18 protein-coding genes are annotated in these 20,264 nt (G+C 72.9%); 10 read left to right on the forward strand and 8 right to left on the reverse strand.

Features of this window, described 5'->3' with window-relative positions:
• Window positions 1–168: 168 nt before the first annotated feature.
• Complete coding sequence (glnA, locus tag CNX65_RS04530; protein WP_096491641.1) at window positions 169–1,593, reverse strand: type I glutamate--ammonia ligase; 1,425 nt, start codon at window positions 1,591–1,593, stop codon at window positions 169–171.
• Window positions 1,594–1,791: 198 nt separating this feature from the next.
• On the opposite strand from glnA, the gene CNX65_RS04535 reads away from it, so the two are divergent.
• Window positions 1,792–2,265, forward strand: coding sequence for an RDD family protein (locus tag CNX65_RS04535; RefSeq protein WP_096491642.1), 474 nt, complete (start codon window positions 1,792–1,794; stop codon window positions 2,263–2,265).
• Window positions 2,266–2,379: 114 nt separating this feature from the next.
• Here the strand turns inward: CNX65_RS04535 and CNX65_RS04540 are convergent, their stop codons facing one another.
• The gene (locus CNX65_RS04540; protein ID WP_096491643.1) at window positions 2,380–3,108 is read right to left on the reverse strand and encodes a DUF4191 domain-containing protein; all 729 of its coding nucleotides are present in this window, start codon (window positions 3,106–3,108) and stop codon (window positions 2,380–2,382) included.
• A gap of 62 nt (window positions 3,109–3,170) precedes the next feature.
• Between CNX65_RS04540 and CNX65_RS36700 the strand changes: the two genes are divergently transcribed.
• From CNX65_RS36700 to CNX65_RS04570, 6 genes are all read left to right on the forward strand, one after another.
• Complete coding sequence (locus tag CNX65_RS36700; RefSeq protein ID WP_373565521.1) at window positions 3,171–5,567, forward strand: ATP-dependent DNA helicase UvrD2; 2,397 nt, start codon at window positions 3,171–3,173, stop codon at window positions 5,565–5,567.
• A gap of 154 nt (window positions 5,568–5,721) precedes the next feature.
• Window positions 5,722–5,997 carry a hypothetical protein gene (locus CNX65_RS35140; RefSeq protein WP_157767494.1) on the forward strand — a complete coding sequence of 92 codons (276 nt, stop codon included), beginning with the start codon at window positions 5,722–5,724 and terminating at the stop codon, window positions 5,995–5,997.
• Window positions 5,998–6,120: 123 nt separating this feature from the next.
• Entirely contained in the window at window positions 6,121–6,540 is a 420-nt protein-coding gene (locus tag CNX65_RS04555; RefSeq protein ID WP_012783551.1) for a WhiB family transcriptional regulator, read from the forward strand.
• Entirely contained in the window at window positions 6,537–6,773 is a 237-nt protein-coding gene (locus CNX65_RS35145; RefSeq protein ID WP_157767496.1) for a hypothetical protein, read from the forward strand. The genes CNX65_RS04555 and CNX65_RS35145 overlap by 4 nt, the downstream gene beginning before the upstream one ends.
• Before the next feature lie 703 nt (window positions 6,774–7,476).
• Window positions 7,477–8,370 (forward strand): methyltransferase, encoded by an 894-nt coding sequence (locus CNX65_RS04565; protein WP_096491645.1) that lies wholly within the window; start codon window positions 7,477–7,479, stop codon window positions 8,368–8,370.
• On the forward strand, window positions 8,367–8,558 hold the full coding sequence (locus tag CNX65_RS04570; protein WP_096491646.1) for a hypothetical protein: 192 nt from the start codon (window positions 8,367–8,369) through the stop codon (window positions 8,556–8,558). Before CNX65_RS04565 ends, CNX65_RS04570 begins: the two co-directional genes overlap by 4 nt.
• A gap of 471 nt (window positions 8,559–9,029) precedes the next feature.
• Here CNX65_RS04570 and CNX65_RS04580 read toward each other — a convergent pair whose 3' ends face one another.
• The 4 genes from CNX65_RS04580 to CNX65_RS35970 all read right to left on the reverse strand — a co-directional run bounded on the left by CNX65_RS04580 (window position 9,030) and on the right by CNX65_RS35970 (window position 13,071).
• Complete coding sequence (locus tag CNX65_RS04580) at window positions 9,030–9,587, reverse strand: hypothetical protein (RefSeq protein ID WP_096491648.1); 558 nt, start codon at window positions 9,585–9,587, stop codon at window positions 9,030–9,032.
• Between the two features lie 111 nt (window positions 9,588–9,698).
• Window positions 9,699–11,009, reverse strand: a complete 1,311-nt coding sequence (locus tag CNX65_RS04585; RefSeq protein ID WP_096491649.1) for an ABC1 kinase family protein — start codon at window positions 11,007–11,009, stop codon at window positions 9,699–9,701.
• Window positions 11,010–11,608: 599 nt separating this feature from the next.
• Entirely contained in the window at window positions 11,609–12,727 is a 1,119-nt protein-coding gene (locus CNX65_RS04590) for a TOMM precursor leader peptide-binding protein (protein ID WP_232519700.1), read from the reverse strand.
• Between the two features lie 188 nt (window positions 12,728–12,915).
• A complete protein-coding gene (locus CNX65_RS35970; RefSeq protein ID WP_012783557.1) occupies window positions 12,916–13,071 on the reverse strand; it encodes a DUF5679 domain-containing protein in 156 nt (51 codons plus the stop codon).
• 201 nt (window positions 13,072–13,272) lie between these two features.
• Here CNX65_RS35970 and CNX65_RS04595 point away from each other — a divergent pair, with 201 nt between their 5' ends.
• The gene (locus CNX65_RS04595; RefSeq protein WP_012783558.1) at window positions 13,273–13,800 is read left to right on the forward strand and encodes a M48 metallopeptidase family protein; all 528 of its coding nucleotides are present in this window, start codon (window positions 13,273–13,275) and stop codon (window positions 13,798–13,800) included.
• Window positions 13,801–13,803: 3 nt separating this feature from the next.
• Here CNX65_RS04595 and CNX65_RS04600 read toward each other — a convergent pair whose 3' ends face one another.
• Window positions 13,804–15,210 carry a zinc-dependent metalloprotease gene (locus CNX65_RS04600; RefSeq protein WP_096491650.1) on the reverse strand — a complete coding sequence of 469 codons (1,407 nt, stop codon included), beginning with the start codon at window positions 15,208–15,210 and terminating at the stop codon, window positions 13,804–13,806.
• Window positions 15,211–15,289: 79 nt separating this feature from the next.
• Here CNX65_RS04600 and CNX65_RS04605 point away from each other — a divergent pair, with 79 nt between their 5' ends.
• Complete coding sequence (locus CNX65_RS04605; RefSeq protein WP_096491651.1) at window positions 15,290–16,450, forward strand: YlbL family protein; 1,161 nt, start codon at window positions 15,290–15,292, stop codon at window positions 16,448–16,450.
• 59 nt (window positions 16,451–16,509) lie between these two features.
• On the opposite strand, the gene CNX65_RS04610 is transcribed toward CNX65_RS04605, so the two are convergent.
• The gene (locus tag CNX65_RS04610; protein WP_096491652.1) at window positions 16,510–17,052 is read right to left on the reverse strand and encodes a PPA1309 family protein; all 543 of its coding nucleotides are present in this window, start codon (window positions 17,050–17,052) and stop codon (window positions 16,510–16,512) included.
• A gap of 109 nt (window positions 17,053–17,161) precedes the next feature.
• Between CNX65_RS04610 and CNX65_RS04615 the strand changes: the two genes are divergently transcribed.
• The gene (locus tag CNX65_RS04615; RefSeq protein ID WP_096491653.1) at window positions 17,162–20,167 is read left to right on the forward strand and encodes a UPF0182 family protein; all 3,006 of its coding nucleotides are present in this window, start codon (window positions 17,162–17,164) and stop codon (window positions 20,165–20,167) included.
• The last annotated feature ends 97 nt before the right edge of the window (window positions 20,168–20,264 follow it).

Genomic DNA, 20,264 nt, shown 5'->3' on the forward strand with positions numbered 1-20,264 from the left:
GGCCTGATGCCGCGGCGGCACGGGCAGCGGAAAGGCCGAGGGCCGGGCGACTGGATCAGTCACCCGGCCCTCGGCCCTCGTTCGGACGGCCTCTCCGGCTCAGACGGCCCGGAGACGGCCCGCGCAGCGGCTCAACCGGGAGAACCCCTGGTCGAACCCCCGCGCCGATCACACGTCGTAGTACAGCGCGAACTCGTACGGGTTCGGGCGCAGGCGCAGCGGGTCGATCTCGTTCTCGCGCTTGAACGCGATCCAGGTGTCGATCACGTCCGGCGTGAACACGCCGCCCTCCAGCAGGAACTCGTGGTCCGCCTCCAGGCTGTCCAGCACCGCGTCCAGCGTCGCCGGGACCTGCTTGACGTCGCGAGCCTCCTCGGGGGGCAGCTCGTAGAGGTCCTTGTCGATCGGGGCAGGCGGCTCGATCTTGTTCTTCACGCCGTCCAGGCCCGCCATCACCATGGCCGAGAAGGCCAGGTACGGGTTGCCCGACGAGTCGGGGCAGCGGAACTCGATGCGCTTGGCCTTCGGGTTGTCGCCGGTGATCGGGATGCGCACGCACGCCGACCGGTTGCGCTGGGAGTAGACCAGGCTGACCGGGGCCTCGTAGCCGGGCACCAGGCGGTGGTACGAGTTCACCGTCGGGTTGGTGAACGCCAGCAGCGACGAGGCGTGGTGCAGGATGCCGCCGATGTAGTGGCGCGCCGTGTCCGACAGGCCCGCGTAGCCGGACTCGTCGTGGAACAGCGGCTGGCCGTCCTTCCACAGCGACTGGTGGGTGTGCATCCCCGAGCCGTTGTCGCCGAACAGCGGCTTCGGCATGAAGGTGACGGTCTTGCCCGCCTGCCACGCGGTGTTCTTGATGATGTACTTGAACAGCATCAGGTCGTCGGCCGCGTGCAGCAGCGTGTTGAACTTGTAGTTGATCTCGGCCTGGCCGCCGGTGCCCACCTCGTGGTGCGCCCGCTCGACGGTGAAGCCCTGGTCCTCCATGTTGAGGACCATCTTGTCGCGCAGGTCGGCGTAGTGGTCGTTGGGCGAGACCGGGAAGTAGCCGCCCTTGTACTTGACCTTGTAGCCGCGGTTGCCGCCCTCCTCCTCGCGGCCGGTGTTCCACCAGCCGGAGATCGCGTCGATCTCGTGGAAGGAGGCGTTCGCGGTGGTGTCGAAGCGGACGGAGTCGAAGATGTAGAACTCCGCCTCCGCGCCGAAGTACGCGGTGTCCGCGATGCCCGACTCGGCGATGTACTGCTCGGCCTTGCGCGCGATGTTGCGCGGGTCCCGGCTGTACGCCTCGCGGGTGAACGGGTCGTGCACGAAGAAGTTCACGATCAGCGTCTTCTCGATCCGGAACGGGTCGAGGCGCGCCGTGAACAGGTCGGGCAGCAGCAGCATGTCCGACTCGTGGATGGACTGGAAGCCCCGCACCGACGAGCCGTCGAACGCCAGGCCCTCGCTGATCGCGTCGGCGTCGAACGCCTTCGCGGGCAGGGTGAAGTGCTGCATCACGCCGGGCAGGTCGCTGAAGCGGACGTCGACGAACTTCACGCCCTCGTCGGAGATGAACTTCAGGACCTCGTCGGGATTCTTGAACACCCTCGTCGACTCCTTCTTCTGCGGTGGGGGCGTGGTGTGACGCCGCTGGTCAAGGCGGCCTACCCATCGGGCGCGACGCTATGGCCGGGGTGTTGCCCGGCAGTCACCCTCGTGTTTCGCCAGTGTTAACGGGCCCGCCGGGCGGGGCAACCCGACCTCAACGCCCTCACCCGCTGAGCACGCCCTTACTCTGGAGGGGTGAGCAGGTGGACCGGTTCGTGGCTGTCAGGACCCCGCGCGGCGCTGGAGCCGGGCGCCGACTCCGGCGACGGGACCGGGCAGCGCTGGAAGGGCGAGCGCCTCGGCCTGCCGGAGTCCGGACCGGGCGCGGTGGCGGGCACCGGGCGCAGGGCGCTGGCCATCCTGGTCGACTTCGCGCTCTCCGCGGGCGTCGCGGGCCTGCTCACCTACCCCGACCTGCCGCGCAACTGGAGCCTGCTGGCCTGGTTCGCGATCACCGTCGTCGCGGTCGGGTTCTTCGGCTTCACGCCGGGGCACGCCCTGTTCGGGCTGCGCGTCGCGCGCGTGGACGGCGCCGCCCTGGTGGGCCCGCCGCGCGCCGCGCTGCGCACCGCGCTGATCTTCCTGGTGGTCCCGGCCGTGGTGTGGGACGCCGACGGGCGCTGCCTGCACGACAAGGCCTCGGGCACCATCGTCATCCGGGTGCGCTGACCCCGCAGATCACCCGTTCCGGTCCTCTTCCCGCCGCTTCCCACCCGTGGAACACCTCGGCCGTCCCCGCGGGGAACCGCGGGGACGGCCGAGGTGAGCCGGAGGAGCGGGTGGTCAGCGGCGGCGCATCGCCCGCTGGATGTTGCGCATCTTCGCGCCCTGCGGGACCGGGCCCTTGGGCATCGCGGCGCCGCGGCTGGCCAGCGCGGTCAGCCGGTTCTCCACGGTGTCGACCTGCGCGGTCGAGATGTTGCGGGGGAGCTTCATCAGGTGGCCCTGCAGCTTGCGCAGCGGCACCTGGCCCTCCTCGTGACCGACGATCACGTCGTAGATCGGGGTCTCGCCGATGACCCGCGCCACGCGCTTCTTCTCCTGCGCGATCAGGCCCTTCACCCGGTGCGGCGCGCCCTCGGCGACGAGCACGACGCCGGGCCTGCCGATCACCCGGTGCACCATGTCGCCGCTGGTCGTGCCCGCCACCGCCTGGGTGACCCGCCACTTGCCGCGCAGGTTGTCCAGCGCCCACGCCGCCGCGCCCGGCTGCCCGTCCGCCTTCGCGAACACGTTCCGCTGAACGCGCCGACCGAAGATGACGATCGCCAGCAGCGCGCCGACCGCGATGCCCATCGGGAGGAACACCCAGTGCATGTCCCAGATGAGACCCAGCAGGAACGCCGCGGCCGTCGCACCGAGCAGCGCCAGCAGCATGAGCGGCACCAGCGCCTTGTCCTCGCGGCGCTGCATCTTGAACGCCTCGAAGATCTGCCCGCGCTTGGCCCTTGATTCGGCGCGCCTGGCCTTCGCCGCTTCCTTAGCGGCGGCCTTGTCCTGCTTTCCAGCCATGACGGCAAGGATACGGCGCGGCGCGCGGGGTCAGCACGGGACTGCCACGGGGCAGTGCGAGGATGCAGCGCATGGACCGGCTGCTGGAGGGACTGGACCCGGAACAGCGGGCGGCCGTCGAGGCGCCGAGGGGGCCGGTGTGCGTGCTCGCGGGCGCGGGCACGGGCAAGACCCGGACCATCACGCACCGCATCGCGCACCTGGTCGCGCGCGGTCACGTGGCCGCCGGGCAGGTGCTCGCGGTGACCTTCACGGCCCGCGCCGCCGGTGAGATGCGCACCCGGCTGCGGGCGCTCGGCGTGCCCGGCGCGCAGGCCAGGACCTTCCACGCCGCCGCGCTGCGGCAGCTCAGGTACTTCTGGCCCAGGGTCGTCGGCGGCGACCAGTGGCGGCTGGTCGACGGGAACAAGCTGCGCATGGTCGCCCAGGCCGCGCACCGGGCGGGCCTGTCCACCGAGTCCGACTCGCTGCGCGACCTGGCGAGCGAGATCGAGTGGGCGAAGGCGTCGCTGATCGCCCCCGACGACTACCCGGCAGCCGCCGCGCGCGCCCAGCGCGACACGCCTGCGCCCGCGCCGCAGGTCGTGCGGGTGTACCAGGGGTACGAGCGGATCAAGAACGAGGCGCAGCTGCTCGACTTCGACGACCTGCTGCTGCACACCGCCGCCGCGCTGGAGGAGCACGGCGGGGTGGCCGAGGAGTTCCGCGACCGGTACCGGTGCTTCGTGGTCGACGAGTACCAGGACGTGACGCCGCTCCAGCAGCGCGTGCTCGACGCCTGGCTCGGCCAGCGCGACGACCTGACCGTGGTCGGCGACGCCAACCAGACCATCTACTCCTTCGCGGGGGCCTCCCCGCTCCCGCTGCTGAACTTCGCCCGCCGCTTCCCCGAGGCCACCGTGGTGCGCCTGGAGCGCGACTACCGCTCGACGCCGCAGGTCGTGGCGCTGGCCAACGACGTGATCAAGTGGGCGCGCGGCAGGCCCGCCGGGTCGAGGCTGAAGCTGATCGGCCAGCGCCCCGACGGCCCCGACCCGGTGTTCACCGAGTTCGACGACGAGCCGGGCGAGGCGGGTGCGGTCGCGAGGCGGGTGCGGGAGCTGCTGGACGGCGGGGTGCCTGCGAGCGAGATCGCCGTGCTCTACCGGGTCAACGCCCAGTCGGAGGTGTTCGAGCAGGCGCTGGCGGAGGTCGGCGTGCCGTACCAGGTGCGCGGCGGCGAGCGCTTCTTCCAGCGGCCGGAGGTCAGGCAGGCCGTGCTGGCCCTGCGCTCGGCGTCGACGGGCGGCCGGTACGCGGCGGCCCTCGGCGACGGCTCGGGACGGGGACCGGGCGGTGACGCGCGGTCCGGCGCCGGCCTTGGCGCCGGGCCCGGCGCTGCTCCGACCTCGATCGCCGCCCACCGGGCGTCCCCGCTCAGCGCGGGGCCGAGCGCGGGCGGGTTCTCGGCCGCCGGCCTTCCCGCCGACGCCTCGACGCCTGCGGGCGGCTCGCGCTCGACCGCCCACCCGGTGCCCGACGCGGCCTCTGGCGCCGACGCCGCGCACCCCCGGCGGCCGGGTGCGGCGTCCGCTACCCCGCCCGCCCCCACCACCGCGTCTCCCGCTCCGTCCCCGTCGAGCGAGCTGCCCGGCCTGGTGCGCCGGGTGCTGGCCGGGGTCGGGCTGACCGACGAGCCGCCCGCGGGCGGTGGGGCCCAGCGCGAGCGGTGGGAGTCGCTGCTCGCGCTGGTCGAGCTGGCCGAGGAGTTCGCGTCCGCCGTGCCGGACGCCGACCTGCGCGCCTTCGTCACCGAGCTGGACGTGCGCGCCGAGGCGCAGCACCCGCCGACCGTCGAGGGCGTCACCCTAGCGTCGCTGCACGCCGCCAAGGGCCTGGAGTGGGACGCGGTGTTCCTGGTCGGGCTGGTCGACGGGACCGTGCCGATCCAGCACGCCGACGGCGACGAGGCCGCGGTCGAGGAGGAGCGCAGGCTGCTCTACGTGGGCGTCACGCGCGCCCGCGAGCACCTGTGGCTGTCCTGGGCGCTGTCCCGCGCCGCCGGTGGCCGCCGGTACCGCAGGCGCAGCCGGTTCCTGCACGCGCTCGTGCCCGAGGGGCACCCGGCGTCGCGGGTCGCCGCGGCGCCGCGCGAGCCGGTGCAGCGCAAGCCGAGGCCGGAGTGCCGGGTGTGCGGGTCGGCGCTGATCGACTCGCGGGCGGTGAAGCTGGGGCGCTGCTCCTCGTGCCCGTCCGACGTGGACGAGGAGCTGCTGGTGAAGCTGCGCCGGTGGCGGGCCGGGCGGGCGCGCGAGCTGAAGGTTCCCCCGTACGTGGTGTTCACCGACGCGACCCTGCTGGCGATCGCCGAGCAGCGGCCGGAGGACGTCGCCGGACTGGTGTCCATCGCGGGCATCGGGGCCTCGAAGCTCACCCGCTACGGCGACGACGTTCTGGCCCTTGTCCTGGGGAAACACTGATCCGTCACACGATCGACAGGGATTTTGGAAAATCGGTTGCACCCGTCGCGCACCGGGTCATAACCTGCTCAGGCCGGGTGCGAGAGCGCCCGCTGGGGAGCTGAACCACTCACGACGCCTAGGCGTCCCGCACGCACCGAGGGAGGTGGCCATTGTGAAGACCTTGATTCTCCTCACGAACCCGTGCCGCCTCCTGCAGGCCGCCGCCGAGCGCACTGCCATGCCCTCGACCGCCGCGCCCGTGGTTGCCGCGCCCGTGGTTCTGGTGGATTCGACTCGTGGGCGCCGTTCGCGGCGTGGCTTCGCGCAACTGGGCACCACCGGTGCTCCGGGCTTTGCCGTGCACGTCGAGGCCGTTCTGCCAAACGGCGCCTCCACCCCGAACGAGTACAAGCACGTCGCGACGTCCGCACCAGGGCGATGTACCTGACACAGGTGTAGTCAGGGCACTCAGCTCACAAAGGCCGCGGACCAGCGACATGGTCCGCGGCCTTTGTGCTGTTCACAGCAGTTCGTCAACCCCATGAGCAAGACCTCGACAGGAGTCCACCTGATGTTGACCGCGACCGTCCCGATCATAAGCGGGACGAGTGCCACCGAGTCCGACCTCACCGGGGCGGGCGTCGCGACGCTGATCGACACCGCTCCCGACGCCGGTCTGGAGCTGCCCTGCCGCACCAACAACCCCGACCTGTGGTTCGCCGACGCCCCCGCCGAGCTGGAGGTGGCCAAGAAGTTCTGCGCGGCCTGCCCGGTGATCGCGGAGTGCCTGGCGGGCGCGCTCTCCCGGCACGAGCCGTGGGGCGTCTGGGGCGGGGAGATCTTCGAGCGCGGCGCGGTGATCGCCCGCAAGCGCCCCAGGGGCCGTCCGCGCAAGGACGCCACCCCCGTCGCGCCCGCGGCGACCGTCGTCCCCGCCCAGAAGCCCGCGACCGCGACCCGCCGCGCCGCCGACCAGGAGGTCGCGGCATGACCGACTACCCGAACACCAACAACACCCGCACAACGGCCGACCCGGCCGTCGAGCTGAACACCAGGGGGAATCCGATGCTGCTCGAGGAGACGCTCGCCAGATCCAGGATGAGGGATGCGGAGGCCTTCGCCCGACAACACAGGCAACACCGCCAAGCCCGCCGAGCCTCGACCGCCGCGAGGTGGCGCAGGCTGGCGACCTGGGCCGACCGCAGGGCGCTGAACACGACCTGACCGGCGACGGCGCGGGGCGCGGGGGAGCGCACTCGGAGAAGCCCCCCGCGCCCAACCCGAGCACGACCAGGAACCGGACGACGGACACGGACGGCGGACGGCGGACGGCGGACACGGACACCGGCGGACCAGCACCTCACGCCCTGCGGGCAGAGCCAGCGCGCAACCGACCCCGCAGGGAACTTGCCCGGTGAGGGCGCTGGAAAGCCGGTGTCCCACTCCACCTCCCCGAAGCGCTGGACCGCGCTCACGCTCACCCGTGCGCGCATCCCCGCAGGCGCGCACCGGTTGCAGACGTGCGTCACCCGCAGGCGCGCACCGGTTGCAGACGTGCGTCACCCGCAGACGCACGCCGCTCGCAGCCGCGCATCTTCCGCAAGCGCGCGCTGCTCTGAGACGCGCATCTTCCGCAGCCGCTCGCTGGCGCGCATCTTCCGCAGACGCACGCCGCTTGCAGGCGCGCATCTTCCGCAGACGCGCGCATCCCTCGCAGACGCGCGCATCCCCCGCAAGTGCGCGCATCCCCCGCAGGCGCGCGCCACCCACAGACCTACACAGACTTGCCGCTTCGCGCGGTTGCCCAAGGCCGGCCCCGGTGTGTTTCCCGGGGTCGGTTTTGCTTTGCCCAGGGTGTCGTCGGACCGCTGCGGTGGACTGCTGCGGTGGACTGCTGCGTTCGCTCCGGCTCGGTACCGTGCGAGGTGTGGCCGCTCACACAGCTGATGGAATCGATTGGAACTCCCGTCTCGCTGACCTGCGTCGGGCCGATGGGTTGCAGGCCGAGGCCGCGCGCCTGGTCGCCGCCCGGCTCGTCGACGGGCTGCCCGACGAGCCGACCGTGGTCGACGTCGGTTCCGGCGCCGGTGGGATGGCGCTGGTGCTGGCCGAGGCGCTGGCCGCCCGCGGCGGGGGCACGCTCGTGCTGGTCGACGCGGTGCCCGAACTGCTCGACGCCGCCACCGCCGCCGCCCGCAAGGCCGCCGCCTACGAGACGGACTCGCACACCACGTCGGTCCGGGTCAGGCCCGTGCTCGGCGACCTCTCCTCCGAGCAGCCCTCCTCCTTCCTGCCCACCGCCGACCTGGTGTGGGCCTCCGGCGTCGTCCACCACCTCCCCGACCAGGCGGCCGTGGTGTCGGCGCTCGCCGCCTCGCTCGCGCCCGGCGGACTCCTCGCCCTCGCCGAAGGCGGCTTGGACGCGCGCTTCCTCCCGTGGGACATCGGGGTCGGCAGCCCCGGACTGGCCGACCGGCTCTCCGCCGCGCGCGGGGAGTGGTTCGCGCACATGCGCGAGAAGATCCCCGGCTCGGTCCGGCTCACCAAGGGGTGGGGAGCCGTCCTCACCGCCGCCGGACTGCGCGACGTGAGCGCGTTCAGCTACCTCGTCGACCACCCGGCGCCCACCACCCCGCAGGTGCGCGACTGGGCGCTCGCGCACGTGCGGCGACTCGCCGAGTCCTGCGGCGAGCGGTTGCACCCCGCCGACCGGGCGGTGCTCCGCGACCTCCTCGACTCCGGGCACCCCGCCTACCTCGGGGCGCGTGACGACCTGTTCCTGTTGAGCGCCAACACCGTCCACACCGGGCGCAAGGCATGACCCCGGCGCCGGTCTGCTCCCGCTGCGGCGCGCAGCGGGCGGACGGGACCCCGACCGGTGAAGCGCTCGCCTGGGTGCGGGCCCAGGAGCGGGGCGGTGAGCGGGGCGGGGAGCACTGGCTGTGCCCCGACTGCGCCCGCGCGCACGTGCGCGACATCGAGGCCAAGCTCCCCACCGAGTACTGGTGAACGCACCCCGCGGCGACTCGGCGACCCCACCCGGAACCGGGAACGGCACCTCGGTGAGCCCGCTGGGAACCCGGTGGAACCGCCAGGAACCCGATGAGCCCACCAAAGATCCGGTGAGCCCACTAAGGACCCGGTGAGCCCACCAAGGACCCGGTGAGCCCGGCGACAGCGGTGTCCGCTCCGAACTCGGGTCGGAACCCGAGCCCAAGCCCAAGCCCGAACCTGAGCCCGAGCCCGAACCTGAGCCCAAGCCCGAACCTGAGCCCGAGCCCGAACCTGAGCCCGAGCCCGAGCCCGAACCTGAGCCCGAGCCCGAACCTGAGCCCGAGCCCGAACCCAACCCCGAGCCCGAGCGGGGATGAGGTCGTGGGTGGGCGCGGGGACCGGCGGTCGGCCTGCAGAACCGGCCGCCGATCAGCGTCCACTCAGGACAGCGGGTGCGCCGGGCCGCCCTGGAACCTCCCTGTGGCTTCAGGTTGTGGGCAGCAGGGTGCGCAAGGTCGCCCGTGGCGCGGCCGTGCCTCGCCTGCTGCCCGCGTCCAGCTCGGTCAGCAGGACCTGCGCCGTGCACAGGCCCGCGCGGACCACCGCCGCCAGCAGGTGGTGCAGGCGCAGCGGGTTCGGCTCGCGGCGGGCCGCGTCCAGGACCGCCCTCGGGGGCGGGGCCAGGGACAGGCCGTGGTGGCGCACCGGGTGCGGTAAGCGGCTGGTGCGCTCCAGGAACACGTAGTCGTAGCCGGTCAGGCGCTGGGACTCCGGTTGCAGGACGTGCACGCGACCGCTGTCCGGCAGGCCCCGCACGCCCTGCGCGCGCAGCGCCGCCACACCCGTGATCACCGAACCCGGACCCGCGTACGCCTGGGCCGCGCGCAACCGCTGCAGGTCGGTCGGCGGCTCCGGGCTCAGCAGCAGCACGCCGGGCAGCACGCGCTGCCACCGCCCGCCCGGCCTGCACCTGGCCTCGATCACGTGGTTCGGCACCCCGGCCGCCCGCAGGTCCGCCACTCGCATCACGTCTTCGCTGGTCATGACTCGATCCTGCGGCACGGGACCGGTGGGAGCCAGCGAGGAGGAGCAGGGCTGTGGACAAGTGGTCGGGCTGTGGACAAGCGGTTGTGGGAAGAGCGGAGAGGTGCTGGGTCAGTCCGCGAAACCGGGCTGCCAGCGCGCGACGATCGCCCTCGCCGGGACCTCGGCGTCCAGCTGGCACAGGATGCCCGTCGCGCCCAGCGTCACCCGGTGGATCAGCAGGTACTGCGGCGGCAGGTTCAGCGAGCGGCCCGTCTGCGAGTCCGGGTTGCGCAGGTCCGCCACCCGCTCGGCCTGACCGCGCAGCCACGTGCGGGTGAAGTGGAAGACCTCCTCGCGCAGCGGCTCCACGAACGGGCCGAGGAACGCCTGGATCTCCTCACCGGGCAGCGTCGTGCCCGGCCGCACGAAGTGCTCGCGGCGCAGCACCCCCAGCAGGTCCTCCGGCCGGTTCTCCAGCGCCAACCTGGTCAGCTCGCCGAGCGTGCGCGGCAACCCCTCGGGCAGCCTGGCCACGGCGCCGAAGTCCAGCACCCGCAACCTGCCGTCCGCGCCCAGCATGAAGTTGCCGGGGTGCGGGTCGGCGTGCAGCAGGCCGGAGCGGCTCGGCGCGGAGAAGTGGAACCGGGACAGCAGCGTGCCCGCCAGGTCCCGCTCCTCGCGCTCGCCCTCCAGGATGATCCGCGAGAGCGGGGTCCCCTCGGTCCACTCGCTGACCATCACCTTCGGCGAGCTGGCCACCACCTTGGGCACCAGCACCTCGTCGTCGCCGTCGAACGCCTTGGCGAACACGCGCTGGTTGTCGGCCTCGGTGCGGTAGTCCAGCTCCTCGACCATGCGGTCGCGCAGCTCCTCCAGCAGCGGCTTGACCTCCGCGCCGGGGACGATCGCCTGCATGAGCCTGCTGAAGCGCATCAGCTGGCGCAGGTCCGCGCGCAGCGCCTCGTCCGCGCCGGGGTACTGCACCTTCACGGCCACCTCGCGGCCGTCGTGCCACACCGCGCGGTGCACCTGGCCGATGCTGGCCGACGCCGTGGGGGCGTCGTCGAACTCCGCGAACCGCTTCGCCCAGGACGCGCCCAGCTGCTCGGCGAGCACCCGGTGCACGGTGCGCTCGGGCATCGGCGGCGCCGCGGACTGGAGCTTCGTCAGCGCCTCGCGGTACGGGGCGGCCAGCTCGTCGGGCACGGCGGCCTCGAACACGCTCAGCGCCTGGCCGAACTTCATCGCCCCGCCCTTGAGCTGCCCCAGCACGGCGAACAGCTGCTCGGCGGTCTTCGCGGACACCTCGGCGTTGACGTCCTCGGAACTGCGGCCCGCGAGCCGCTTCCCCCAGCCACCCACCACGCGGCCCGCCACCCCGATCGGGAGGCTGGCCAGCTTGGCGGTGCGTTGCACGGCCTTGCGCGGGATCTCGCTCACCGGGTGACTCTCTCCCTGGCCGGTCTGCGGTGCGCCGTGTTGCGCGCCCACCGCAAAACCTACACAGGGGGAGTGTGAGGCACCGGGAAAGTCCGCGACCGCGCGCCGCCAGATAGGGGGTGGGGGAGGGGAAAGCGCAGGTGGGGGCGGTGTGCGCGCAGGGTGGTGCGCGAGATCGGGCGAATGCGGCGGAAGGGTCGAAAGTGGCGGGGAAGAGGGCCGCGAGAACCTCCGGGGAAGGGGAGTGGTGGGGCGTGCGGGAGACGGGGGCCGGCGGGCGGCGGGGTGGCGCACCCGGCCGCGGCATCCGGCGGCGGTGTCCGGCCGCGGCGTCCGGCAGCGGTCACCGGCGGCGGTCATCGCGAGCGGCCCCCGCAGGTGGACCGCCACCCCGCTCGCGTGGACTCGCCACCCGCCTCAGGTGGACTGCCCGCCCGCCTCGCGTGGACTGCCCGCCCGGCGGCGGGGAGCGGTCCCGGCCACGCGGAATGATCTTCGTTCGGTTCCCCCGGACGGGCGCGCCCCTCCGGTGGGCGGCGGCCGGGGAAACGCCACCTCACGGACCACGCGCGCTCCGGACGGACGCGCCCCGGCGGGTGTCACTCGGGACCCCCGAACGGCCCGCGCCCGTCCGGGGTCCTGGTGTGGCAATAGCAGCGCGGATGCGGTGGGGCGGGCACCCGCGTCAGCGCGCCCCCGTACGCGTCGACCTCCAGCACGTGGTCCCACGTCGGCGGGCGGCCCGAGGTCAGCTCCTCCTCGTCCAGCGCGAGCAGCGCCTGCGCCGCCGCCACCCCCGCCGTCGCCTCCGTCGTGGCCAGGTCGGCGAGCTGCGGCCGGTCCACCAGCTGCGCCAGCAGGTCCGGCCAGTCCCCGTCCTCCTCGGCCTTGCGCAGGTCGCCGCACCGCACGCAGCTCGACCGGCCCGGCACCACCAGCGGCCCCACCAGCCCCAGCCCCTCGCGGGCCCGCGCCACCAGGTGCGGCGTGCCCTCCAGCAGCAGCGCGTGCAGCACCTCCGGCGGCGGCACCAGCGCGTCGGCCAGCACCACCAGGTCCGGCCGCCCGGTCACCACCCCGCCGCGCACCGAGGGCTCCGCCCGCCGCACCGCCTCCCACGCCGCCTCGCCGCGCGGCCTGCCCACGTCCGCCGCCCGGTACCCGCCGCCGACGTCCCCCGCCGCCACGACGCCCCGCGCCACCACCTGCACCCGCCCCACCCCGGCGGCGGCCAGCAGCGACGCGACCGCCACCGCCAACCGCCCGTCGCCCCTGACCACCACCGCCCGCCCGGCGCGGGCCTCCGCCAGCCCCGCCGCGGGCCGACGCCTGCGCAGCGCCCACGTCGTCGCCTCCGGGACCAGCCGCTCGTGCCGGTGCGGGACGGCCTCCTCCACCAGCCCCCGCCCGGCCAGCGCGCCCAGCACGTCCAGCAGGTCCTCGCGCTCCCCGCTCGGGACCAACCGCTCGCCCAGCTCGGCCGTGGTGCGCTCGCCCCGCAGGTCGAGCAGCACGTCGAACAGGCCCCGCCCGACCTCCCCCAGCACCACCCCGTGCCTGGGGTCGGCGCCGATCTGGAGCACGTCGGCGGTGCGGCGGAGCACCGGCAGCCCCGGAAGCACGCGGGGGCGGTGCGGGACGGCCACCGGCGGGACGGCCACGGGCGGGGCGGTCACGGGTGGGGCCACGGGCGGGACGGTGGTGCGCGGAGCGGTCATGCCACGAGCCTGCCCGGCCCGCTGACCTGCGCGAAAACCTCTCTCCACAGGCGACCGGACCATCCACAGGCCACGATCGGGCGACTTGACGCCGAACCGGGAGTCACCGCAGGCCGAAAGCCGGACCGGGGGAGAGCGGCGCCGGGCAGCCGGGTGGCCGGGACCCTCCCGACCCGGCCACCCGGCGATCAGACCTGCGCCTTGCCGAGGATCCTGGTCACCGTGGTGCCGCACACCGGGCACTTGCCCTTGGCCATCCGGCGGTTGTTGCTCTCGCTGACCTCACCCGTGAAGTCGCGCTTCTCCCGGCACTTGACGCAGTAGCCGTTGTAGCTCTCGGCCACGGCTTCCTCCCTTGCTTCGAGAGTGCGGGCGATCTGCGCCACACTCGGGGGTGGGCAGCACGCTACCTGCGACGCCCCTCGTCCGCGCACGTCAAGCCCCGCGTGTCCAGCCGCCTTTCGGGGTAATTCGATCGGCCGCGCCGGGACGCACCGCCGCTTGGCCGCCGCGAATTGTCGGTCCGTGGGCTTACCGTGAACGCCATGCCCGAACCGCAGGTGGAGGTGCGGCGCAGCGCCCGGCGCCGCCGAATGGTGAGCGCGTACCGCGAGGGGGACACGGTCGTCGTCCTGCTGCCCGCACGCATGAGCAAGACCGAGGAGAAGCACTGGGTGGCGGAGATGCTCAGCCGCCTCCAGCGCAGCGAGACCAAGCGCCGGTCACCCACGCGGGTGTCCGACGCGGCACTGGCCAACCGCTGCGCCGAGCTGGCAGGCCGCTACCTGGACGGCCTGGAACCGACGAGCGTGCGCTGGGTCCCGCCCATGCGCACGCGCTGGGCGTCGTGCACCCCCAGCGAGGGCACGATCCGCATCAGCGAACGCCTGCGCGACGTGCCCCCGTGGGTGCTCGACTACGTCCTGGTGCACGAGCTTGCCCACCTGCACGTGCCGGGGCACGGCAAGGACTTCTGGGAACTGGTGCACCGGTACCCGAGGTCCGAGCGGGCGATGGGCTACCTGGAAGGCCTGTCCGCCGCCGCCGGCCTCGGGATCACCGAGGAGGACTGACCCCTACTCGCCGCGCCCGCCCGAACCCGAGGCGCCGTCCTCGGGCTCGGAGGGCCCGGAGTCCTTCGAGTCGGAGTCCTTCGGGCCGGAGTCCTGCGCGCCTGCGCCGGAAGCGCCCTCGCCGGGCTCCTCGCGCATCGCGCGCTCCAGCTCCTCCATCGGGTTCTCCAGCGCGGCCCGCGTCCTCCCGAACCGCTCCGCGAACTCCATCGGGTCGTCCAGGTCCGCCGCCGTCGGCACCAGGTCCGGGTGCTCCCACAGCGAGTCGCGCGCCTCCAGCCCGTGCTGGTCGCCCACGAGCTTCCACAGCGCCGCCGCCGAGCGCAGCCGCCGGGGCCGCAGCTCCAACCCCACCAGCGTCGCGAACGTCTGCTCCGCCGGACCACCGGACGCGCGCCTGCGCCGCAGCGTCTCGCGCAGCGCCTCCGCACCGGGCAGCCGCTCGCCCACGGCCTCGGCGACCACCACGTCCACCCAGCCCTCGACCAGCGCGAGCAGCGTCTCCAGGCGCGCCAGCGCGGCCTTCTGCTCCTCGGTGGTCTGCGGCTCCAGCATCCCGGACTTCATCGCCTCCTCGAAGCTCGCCGGGTTGGCCGGGTCGACCTGGCCCGCCAGCTGCTCCAGCGCGGAGGTGTCGACGGTGATGCCCTTGGCGAACTCCTCCACCGTGTCCAGCAGCCGCTGCCGCAGCCACGGGACGTGGCTGAACAGCCGCTGGTGCGCCGCCTCGCGGGTGGCGAGGAAGACCAGCACCTCGCTGGAGGGCCGCTCCAGGCCCTCGGTGAACTTCTCGATGTTCGCGGGCAGCAGCGCCGCCGTGCCCTCGGGCCCCAGCGGCAGCCCCACCTCGGACGAGGTCAGCACCTCGGAGCCGAGCTGCGCCAGCGCGCCGCCCAGCTGCGAGCCGAACGCCATCCCGCCCATCTGCCCGAGCATGGACAGCAGCGGCCCCGCGGCCTGCTTCGCCTCCTCGGGCATCGCCTCGACCCACGCGCCGGACACGCGCTGCGCCACCGGGTCGCACAACCGCTGCCACGTCGGCAGGGTGCGCTCGACCCACTCGCGCGCGGTCCAGCTCTGCACCACGCGGCTCGCCGACGGCAGCGCCGTCGCCGGGTCCAGCCACATCTCGGCCAGGTGCACCGCGTCGGACACGGCGCTGCCCTGGTCGGGTCCGAACCCGACCGAACCGCCCTTGCCCGCGAGCTGCTGGAAGGCGATCTGCTTGGCCAGGTCGTAGTTCACCGGCCCCTGCGCGCTGCTCGCGTTGCTGAACATCGCGCCGAGCTGGCTGAGCATCGCGCCGAGCTGGTTGAAGTCGAAGGGGTTGCCCGCGCCCCCCTGGTCCTCGGGTTTGCGGCCTCGGTCATCCGGGTCCTGCGGGCTGAACCCGAAGGGCAGGTCACTCATACCACCACGGTACGCGGGCCCGGCGTGCCGCGCGGTGCCGGTTCGCGGAGGGCGAGCGCGGTGCCCGTACGCTGGGGCGGTGAGCGAGCGCAGCGACACCGGACACGACAGCGCGCCCGAGGAGACCCTCCAAGCCGACCGCCCGCCGGTCGAGGAGGCCCCAGCGCCGCCACCGCCGCCACCGGCGCCCGGCGCCCCGCTGCCCCCGCGCCGGACCGGCCTGACCAGGCGCACGTGGACGCTCGTGATCAGCCTCGTGCTCGTGCTCGCGCTCGGCCTGCTCGGCGGTTTCGCCCGCGTCCCGTACGTCGCGCTGGGCCCCGGCCCCACCTACGACACCCTCGGCGAGGCGGGTGGCCGCCAGGTCGTGTCCGTCGACGGGCAGGAGACGTTCCCGACCGGCGGCACGCTCACCATGACCACGGTCTCGCTCACCGACGACGTGTCCCTGTTCGGCGCGCTCGGCCTCTGGCTCAGCGGCCGGTACGCGCTCGCCCCGCGCGAGGAGTTCTTCCGCCCCGGCGAGTCCGAGCAGCAGGTCCGCGACGAGAACACCCGCGCGTTCGAGGACTCGCAGAGCAGCGCCGAGGTCGCGGCGCTCAGCTACCTCGGCTACCCCAAGAAGGTCCTCGTCGCCGAGATCACCAAGGGCACCCCGGCCGACGCCGCCCTCCAGCCCGACGACCAGCTCGTCGAGGTCAACGGCAGGCAGATCACCGCCGCCGACCAGGTGCGGCCCGCGCTGGAGTCCACCAAGCCCGGCGACCAGGTCGACCTCGTCGTCCTGCGCGACGGCGAGCGCAAGACCGCCCGCGTCACCCTCGCCCAGGCCGGGGACCGCGAGACCGGCTTCCTCGGCATGGTCCCCGCCGACCGCGCCGACGTCCCGTTCGACGTCACCATCAGCCTGTCCGACGTCGGCGGCCCCTCCGCGGGCCTGATGTTCGCGCTGTCCATCGTGGACAAGCTGACCCCCGGCGAGCTCAACGGCGGCAAGCACGTCGCGGGCACCGGCGAGATCACCCAGACCGGCGAGGTCGGCCGCATCGGCGGCATCCCGTTCAAGATGGTCGCCGCGCGCGAGGGCGGCGCCGAGGCGTTCCTGGTGCCCGACGGCAACTGCGAGGAGGCCAGGCAGAACGCCCCCGACGGGCTCAGGCTGATCCGGGTCAAGAACCTGCAGGACGCCGTGACCTCGCTGGAGGCGCTGGCCAAGGGCGGCGACACGCCCGGCTGCTGACCCGAGCTCGCGCGAAGGCCCCCGGTCGACCGTCGACCGGGGGCCTTCGCGCGCGGGTCTCAGGGGCGCAGCGTCGCCAGCAGCGCGCTCGTCAGGTTCGGGGCCAGCTCCGGGTGCTCGACGACCTCCTCCGGGGCCTCGGTCGTGCCGCGCAGCCGCAGCACGCACGCGGTAGTCCCGTCCCGCAGCACCGCGGCGACCAGCCGGGCCTCCTTGCGGTCCGGGTGCTCGGCGGCGAACCGCTTCGCGGCCTCGTCGTCCAGGTTCTCCGCGGACAGCTGCTCCTCGGCGGCGGGCGGCAGCACCACGATCTCCTGGGCGATCGCGCACCCGGACACCACGTCCGGCCACTCGATGCCCGCCAGCGCCCGGTCCAGCTCCGAGTCGGGCAGCGAGTCCTGGGCGATCGGGGTCAGCGGCGAGGACGCCGGGTCCAGCTGCCCGGCGAGCTCCGGCTGCTGCGCGAGCAGCGCGGCCGTACTGACCAGGGCGAACAGCTGCACCGGCTGGTTCCAGCCCCCGGTGGAGACGAACTCCTCCACCTCACGGGCTACTGCGGGCAGGACCACGGGCGGGGTTTCACTGGCAGGCACGCCAGCCATGGTCGCATCCGCCCAATCGGTCGACCGAACGGGGAACCCCGCGCCACCTCCGTAGAGTTGGACAGAACGTACGCAACGCCACAACCCGCGATACCCAGGAGTGTGCCACGTGGCCACACGGCCCCCGGTCGGACTGCCCAGGCTGTCCCGTCGCAGCCGGATCCTCCTCATCATCGGCGCGGTGGTCCTGGTCGGTCTGATCACCGGCTCAAGGCTGCTGGGCACCTACGTCGAATGGCTCTGGTTCGGCGAAGTCGGCTTCCGCAACGTCTTCACGACGGTCCTGCTCACCCAGTTCGGCCTCTTCGCGGGCGTCGGGCTGCTGGTCGGCGGACTCCTCGCGGTCAGCCTGGTCGTCGCCTACCGGACCCGCCCCGTCTTCGTCCCCGTCGCCGGACCCGACGACCCCGTCGCCCGCTACCGGTCGGTGGTGTCCGGGCGGCTGCGCCTGTTCGCCATCGCCATCCCGGTCGTGGTCGGCGTCGTCGCGGGCACCTCGGCCCAGGCGTACTGGCAGGAGTTCCAGCTCTTCCTGAACGCCACGCCGTTCGGCAGCACCGACGCCGAGTTCGGCATGGACATCGGCTTCTACGCCTTCAAGCTGCCCTTCTACACCTGGCTGCTGTCCTGGCTGTTCATCGCCACGGCGATCGCGTTCGCGGGCGCGGTGGTCGCGCACTACCTGTTCGGCGGCATCCGGCTCGCCGGTCGCGGCGGCCAGCTCTCCGCCGCGGCCAGGGTCCACCTCGCCGTCGTCGCGGGCGTCTTCGTGCTGCTCAAGGCGGTGGCCTACTTCCTCGACCGGTACCAGCTGCTGTTCTCGGACCGGAACGACAAGTTCGACGGCGCCACCTACACCGACCTCAACGCGGTGCTGCCCGCCAAGCTGATCCTGCTGTTCATCGCGGTCTTCTGCGCCGTGGCGTTCTTCGCGGGCGCGGTCATGCGCAACCTCCAGCTCCCGGCGATCGCGACCGTGCTGCTGGTGCTGTCCAGCGTGCTCGTCGGCGCCGCCTGGCCCGCCGTGCTGGAGCAGTTCTCGGTGCGCCCCAACGCCATCGAGAAGGAGGCCGAGTCGATCAGCCGCAACATCGCGGCCACCAAGGAGGCCTTCGGGCTCACCGACGACAAGGTCGAGACCAAGCCGTACGAGGGCAAGCAGAACGTCTCCCTCGACGAGCTGAAGTCCGACAAGGCCACCCTCGGCAACATCCGCCTGCTCGACCCGGCGGTCATCTCCAAGACCTTCACCCAGTTCCAGCAGCTGCGGCCGTTCTACGCGTTCCCGGAGAAGCTCGACGTCGACCGGTACAAGGTCGACGAGGAGATCCAGGACTACATCGTCGCGGTCCGCGAGCTGAACACCAGCGGCATCCCGCAGGGCCAGCGCGACTGGATCAACCAGCACCTCATCTACACCCACGGCAACGGCATGGTGTTCGCCGAGGCCAGCAAGGTGAACTCGCCCGCCGACGCGAACGGCAACGGCGGCAACGGCGGCTACCCGGTGTTCGAGGTGGCCGAGGTCAACCAGCAGGGCGAGGTCACGCCCAGCCGGTTCGGGGTCGAGCAGCCGCGCACCTACTACGGCGAGCTGGGCACCAGCACCGACTACGCGATCGTCGGCGGTCGCGGCGAGGGCGCGCCGAGCGAGTACGACACCGACCGCACCCAGTACACCTACACCGGCCAGGGCGGTGTGCGGATCGGCGGCATCTTCAACAAGCTGGTCTTCGCCGCCTACTACGGCGAGCGGAACATCCTGTTCAACTCGGCGGTCGGCGAGGACTCGCGGATCATCTTCAACCGGCACCCGCGCGACCGCGTCGAGGACGTCGCCCCGTGGCTGACCGTCGACAGCGACCCGTACCCCGCGGTCGTCGACGGCAAGATCACCTGGATCGTGGACGGGTACACCACGCTCGACAACTACCCGTACGCGCGCAAGACCGCGCTGGGCGACGCCACCAACGACTCGCTGCCGGGCGTGGCGCAGCAGCCGAACCGCGAGATCAGCTACATCCGCAACTCGGTCAAGGCCACCGTCGACGCCTACGACGGCACGGTGACCCTGTACGCGATGGACGAGAGCGACCCGGTCCTGAAGACCTGGATGGGCGTCTTCCCCGGCTCGGTCAAGGCCAAGGGCGAGATGTCCCAGTCGCTGCTGGAGCACCTGCGCTACCCCGAGGACCTGTTCAAGGTCCAGCGGGACACGCTGACCCGCTACCACGTGTCCGAGCCGCGCGACTTCTACTCGGGCGTCTCGTTCTGGGGCGTGCCGTCCGACCCGACGGTCGACAACGCCACCACGGTCGAGCAGCAGCAGAGCAGCAACCAGCAGCCGCGCGACCAGCAGCCGCCGTTCTACGTGGTGGCCGGTGACCCGACCGGCGACCCGAACAAGGTGAGCTTCCAGCTGACCAGCTCGCTGGTGCGGCAGAACCGCGAGTTCATGGCCTCGTACGTGACCGTCCGGTCCGACCCGGACAACTACGGGAAGATGAGCGTGTTGACGCTCAACAACGAGGCCAAGGGCCCGCAGCAGATCCAGACCCAGTTCCTCACCTCGGCCACGGTCAGCTCCGAGCTGAACCTGCTGACCCAGCAGAAGACGAAGGTGGTCTACGGCAACCTGCTGACCCTGCCGGTCGGGGGCGGCCTGCTGTACGTGGAACCGGTCTACATCGAGCGGGCCAGCCAGAACACGCAGTACCCGCAGCTGTCCAAGGTGCTGGTGAGCTTCGGCGACAAGGTGGGCTACGCGTCCACGCTCGGCGAGGCGCTGGACCAGGTGCTGTCGGGCGCCGCCCAGGAGGTCCCCGACCCGTCCAACGGGAACAGCGGCCAGCCGCCGTCGAACTCCAGCACCCCGTCGACGCCGAACGCCAACAACGGCAACCAGGCGTACACGCCGGAGATGCAGCAGGCGGCCAGGGACATCCGCAGCGCGCTCGACCAGCTCAAGTCGGCCCAGGCCAGCGGTGACTTCGCCGCGCAGGGCAACGCGCTCAAGGCGCTGGACGAGGCAAGCCGGAAGTTCGACGAGGCGAGCAAGGCGGCCCCGTCCACCCCGTCGTCCTCGGTGACCTCCTCGCCGACGCCGACGAACTGAGCCTGAACCGGCTCCGACCAGCGGAATCGGGTGTCCCCGCCACGGCGGGGGCGCCCGATTTGCCTTTGCCGCCACCTTCCGCGTAGAGTTCACCTTA

The organism is Actinosynnema pretiosum (assembly GCF_002354875.1).
GTDB classification, from domain to species: domain Bacteria; phylum Actinomycetota; class Actinomycetes; order Mycobacteriales; family Pseudonocardiaceae; genus Actinosynnema; species Actinosynnema auranticum.

Coding starts and splice junctions, on each gene's coding strand:
- CNX65_RS04540 (WP_096491643.1), bottom strand. CDS start 3,108: ATGGCTGGAAAGCAGGACAAGGCCGCCGCTAAGGAAGCGGCGAAGGCC.
- CNX65_RS36700 (WP_373565521.1), top strand. CDS start 3,171: ATGCAGCGCATGGACCGGCTGCTGGAGGGACTGGACCCGGAACAGCGG.
- CNX65_RS04555 (WP_012783551.1), top strand. CDS start 6,121: ATGTTGACCGCGACCGTCCCGATCATAAGCGGGACGAGTGCCACCGAG.
- CNX65_RS35145 (WP_157767496.1), top strand. CDS start 6,537: ATGACCGACTACCCGAACACCAACAACACCCGCACAACGGCCGACCCG.
- CNX65_RS04570 (WP_096491646.1), top strand. CDS start 8,367: ATGACCCCGGCGCCGGTCTGCTCCCGCTGCGGCGCGCAGCGGGCGGAC.
- CNX65_RS04580 (WP_096491648.1), bottom strand. CDS start 9,587: ATGACCAGCGAAGACGTGATGCGAGTGGCGGACCTGCGGGCGGCCGGG.
- CNX65_RS04590 (WP_232519700.1), bottom strand. CDS start 12,727: ATGACCGCTCCGCGCACCACCGTCCCGCCCGTGGCCCCACCCGTGACC.
- CNX65_RS04595 (WP_012783558.1), top strand. CDS start 13,273: ATGCCCGAACCGCAGGTGGAGGTGCGGCGCAGCGCCCGGCGCCGCCGA.
- CNX65_RS04600 (WP_096491650.1), bottom strand. CDS start 15,210: ATGAGTGACCTGCCCTTCGGGTTCAGCCCGCAGGACCCGGATGACCGA.
- CNX65_RS04610 (WP_096491652.1), bottom strand. CDS start 17,052: ATGGCTGGCGTGCCTGCCAGTGAAACCCCGCCCGTGGTCCTGCCCGCA.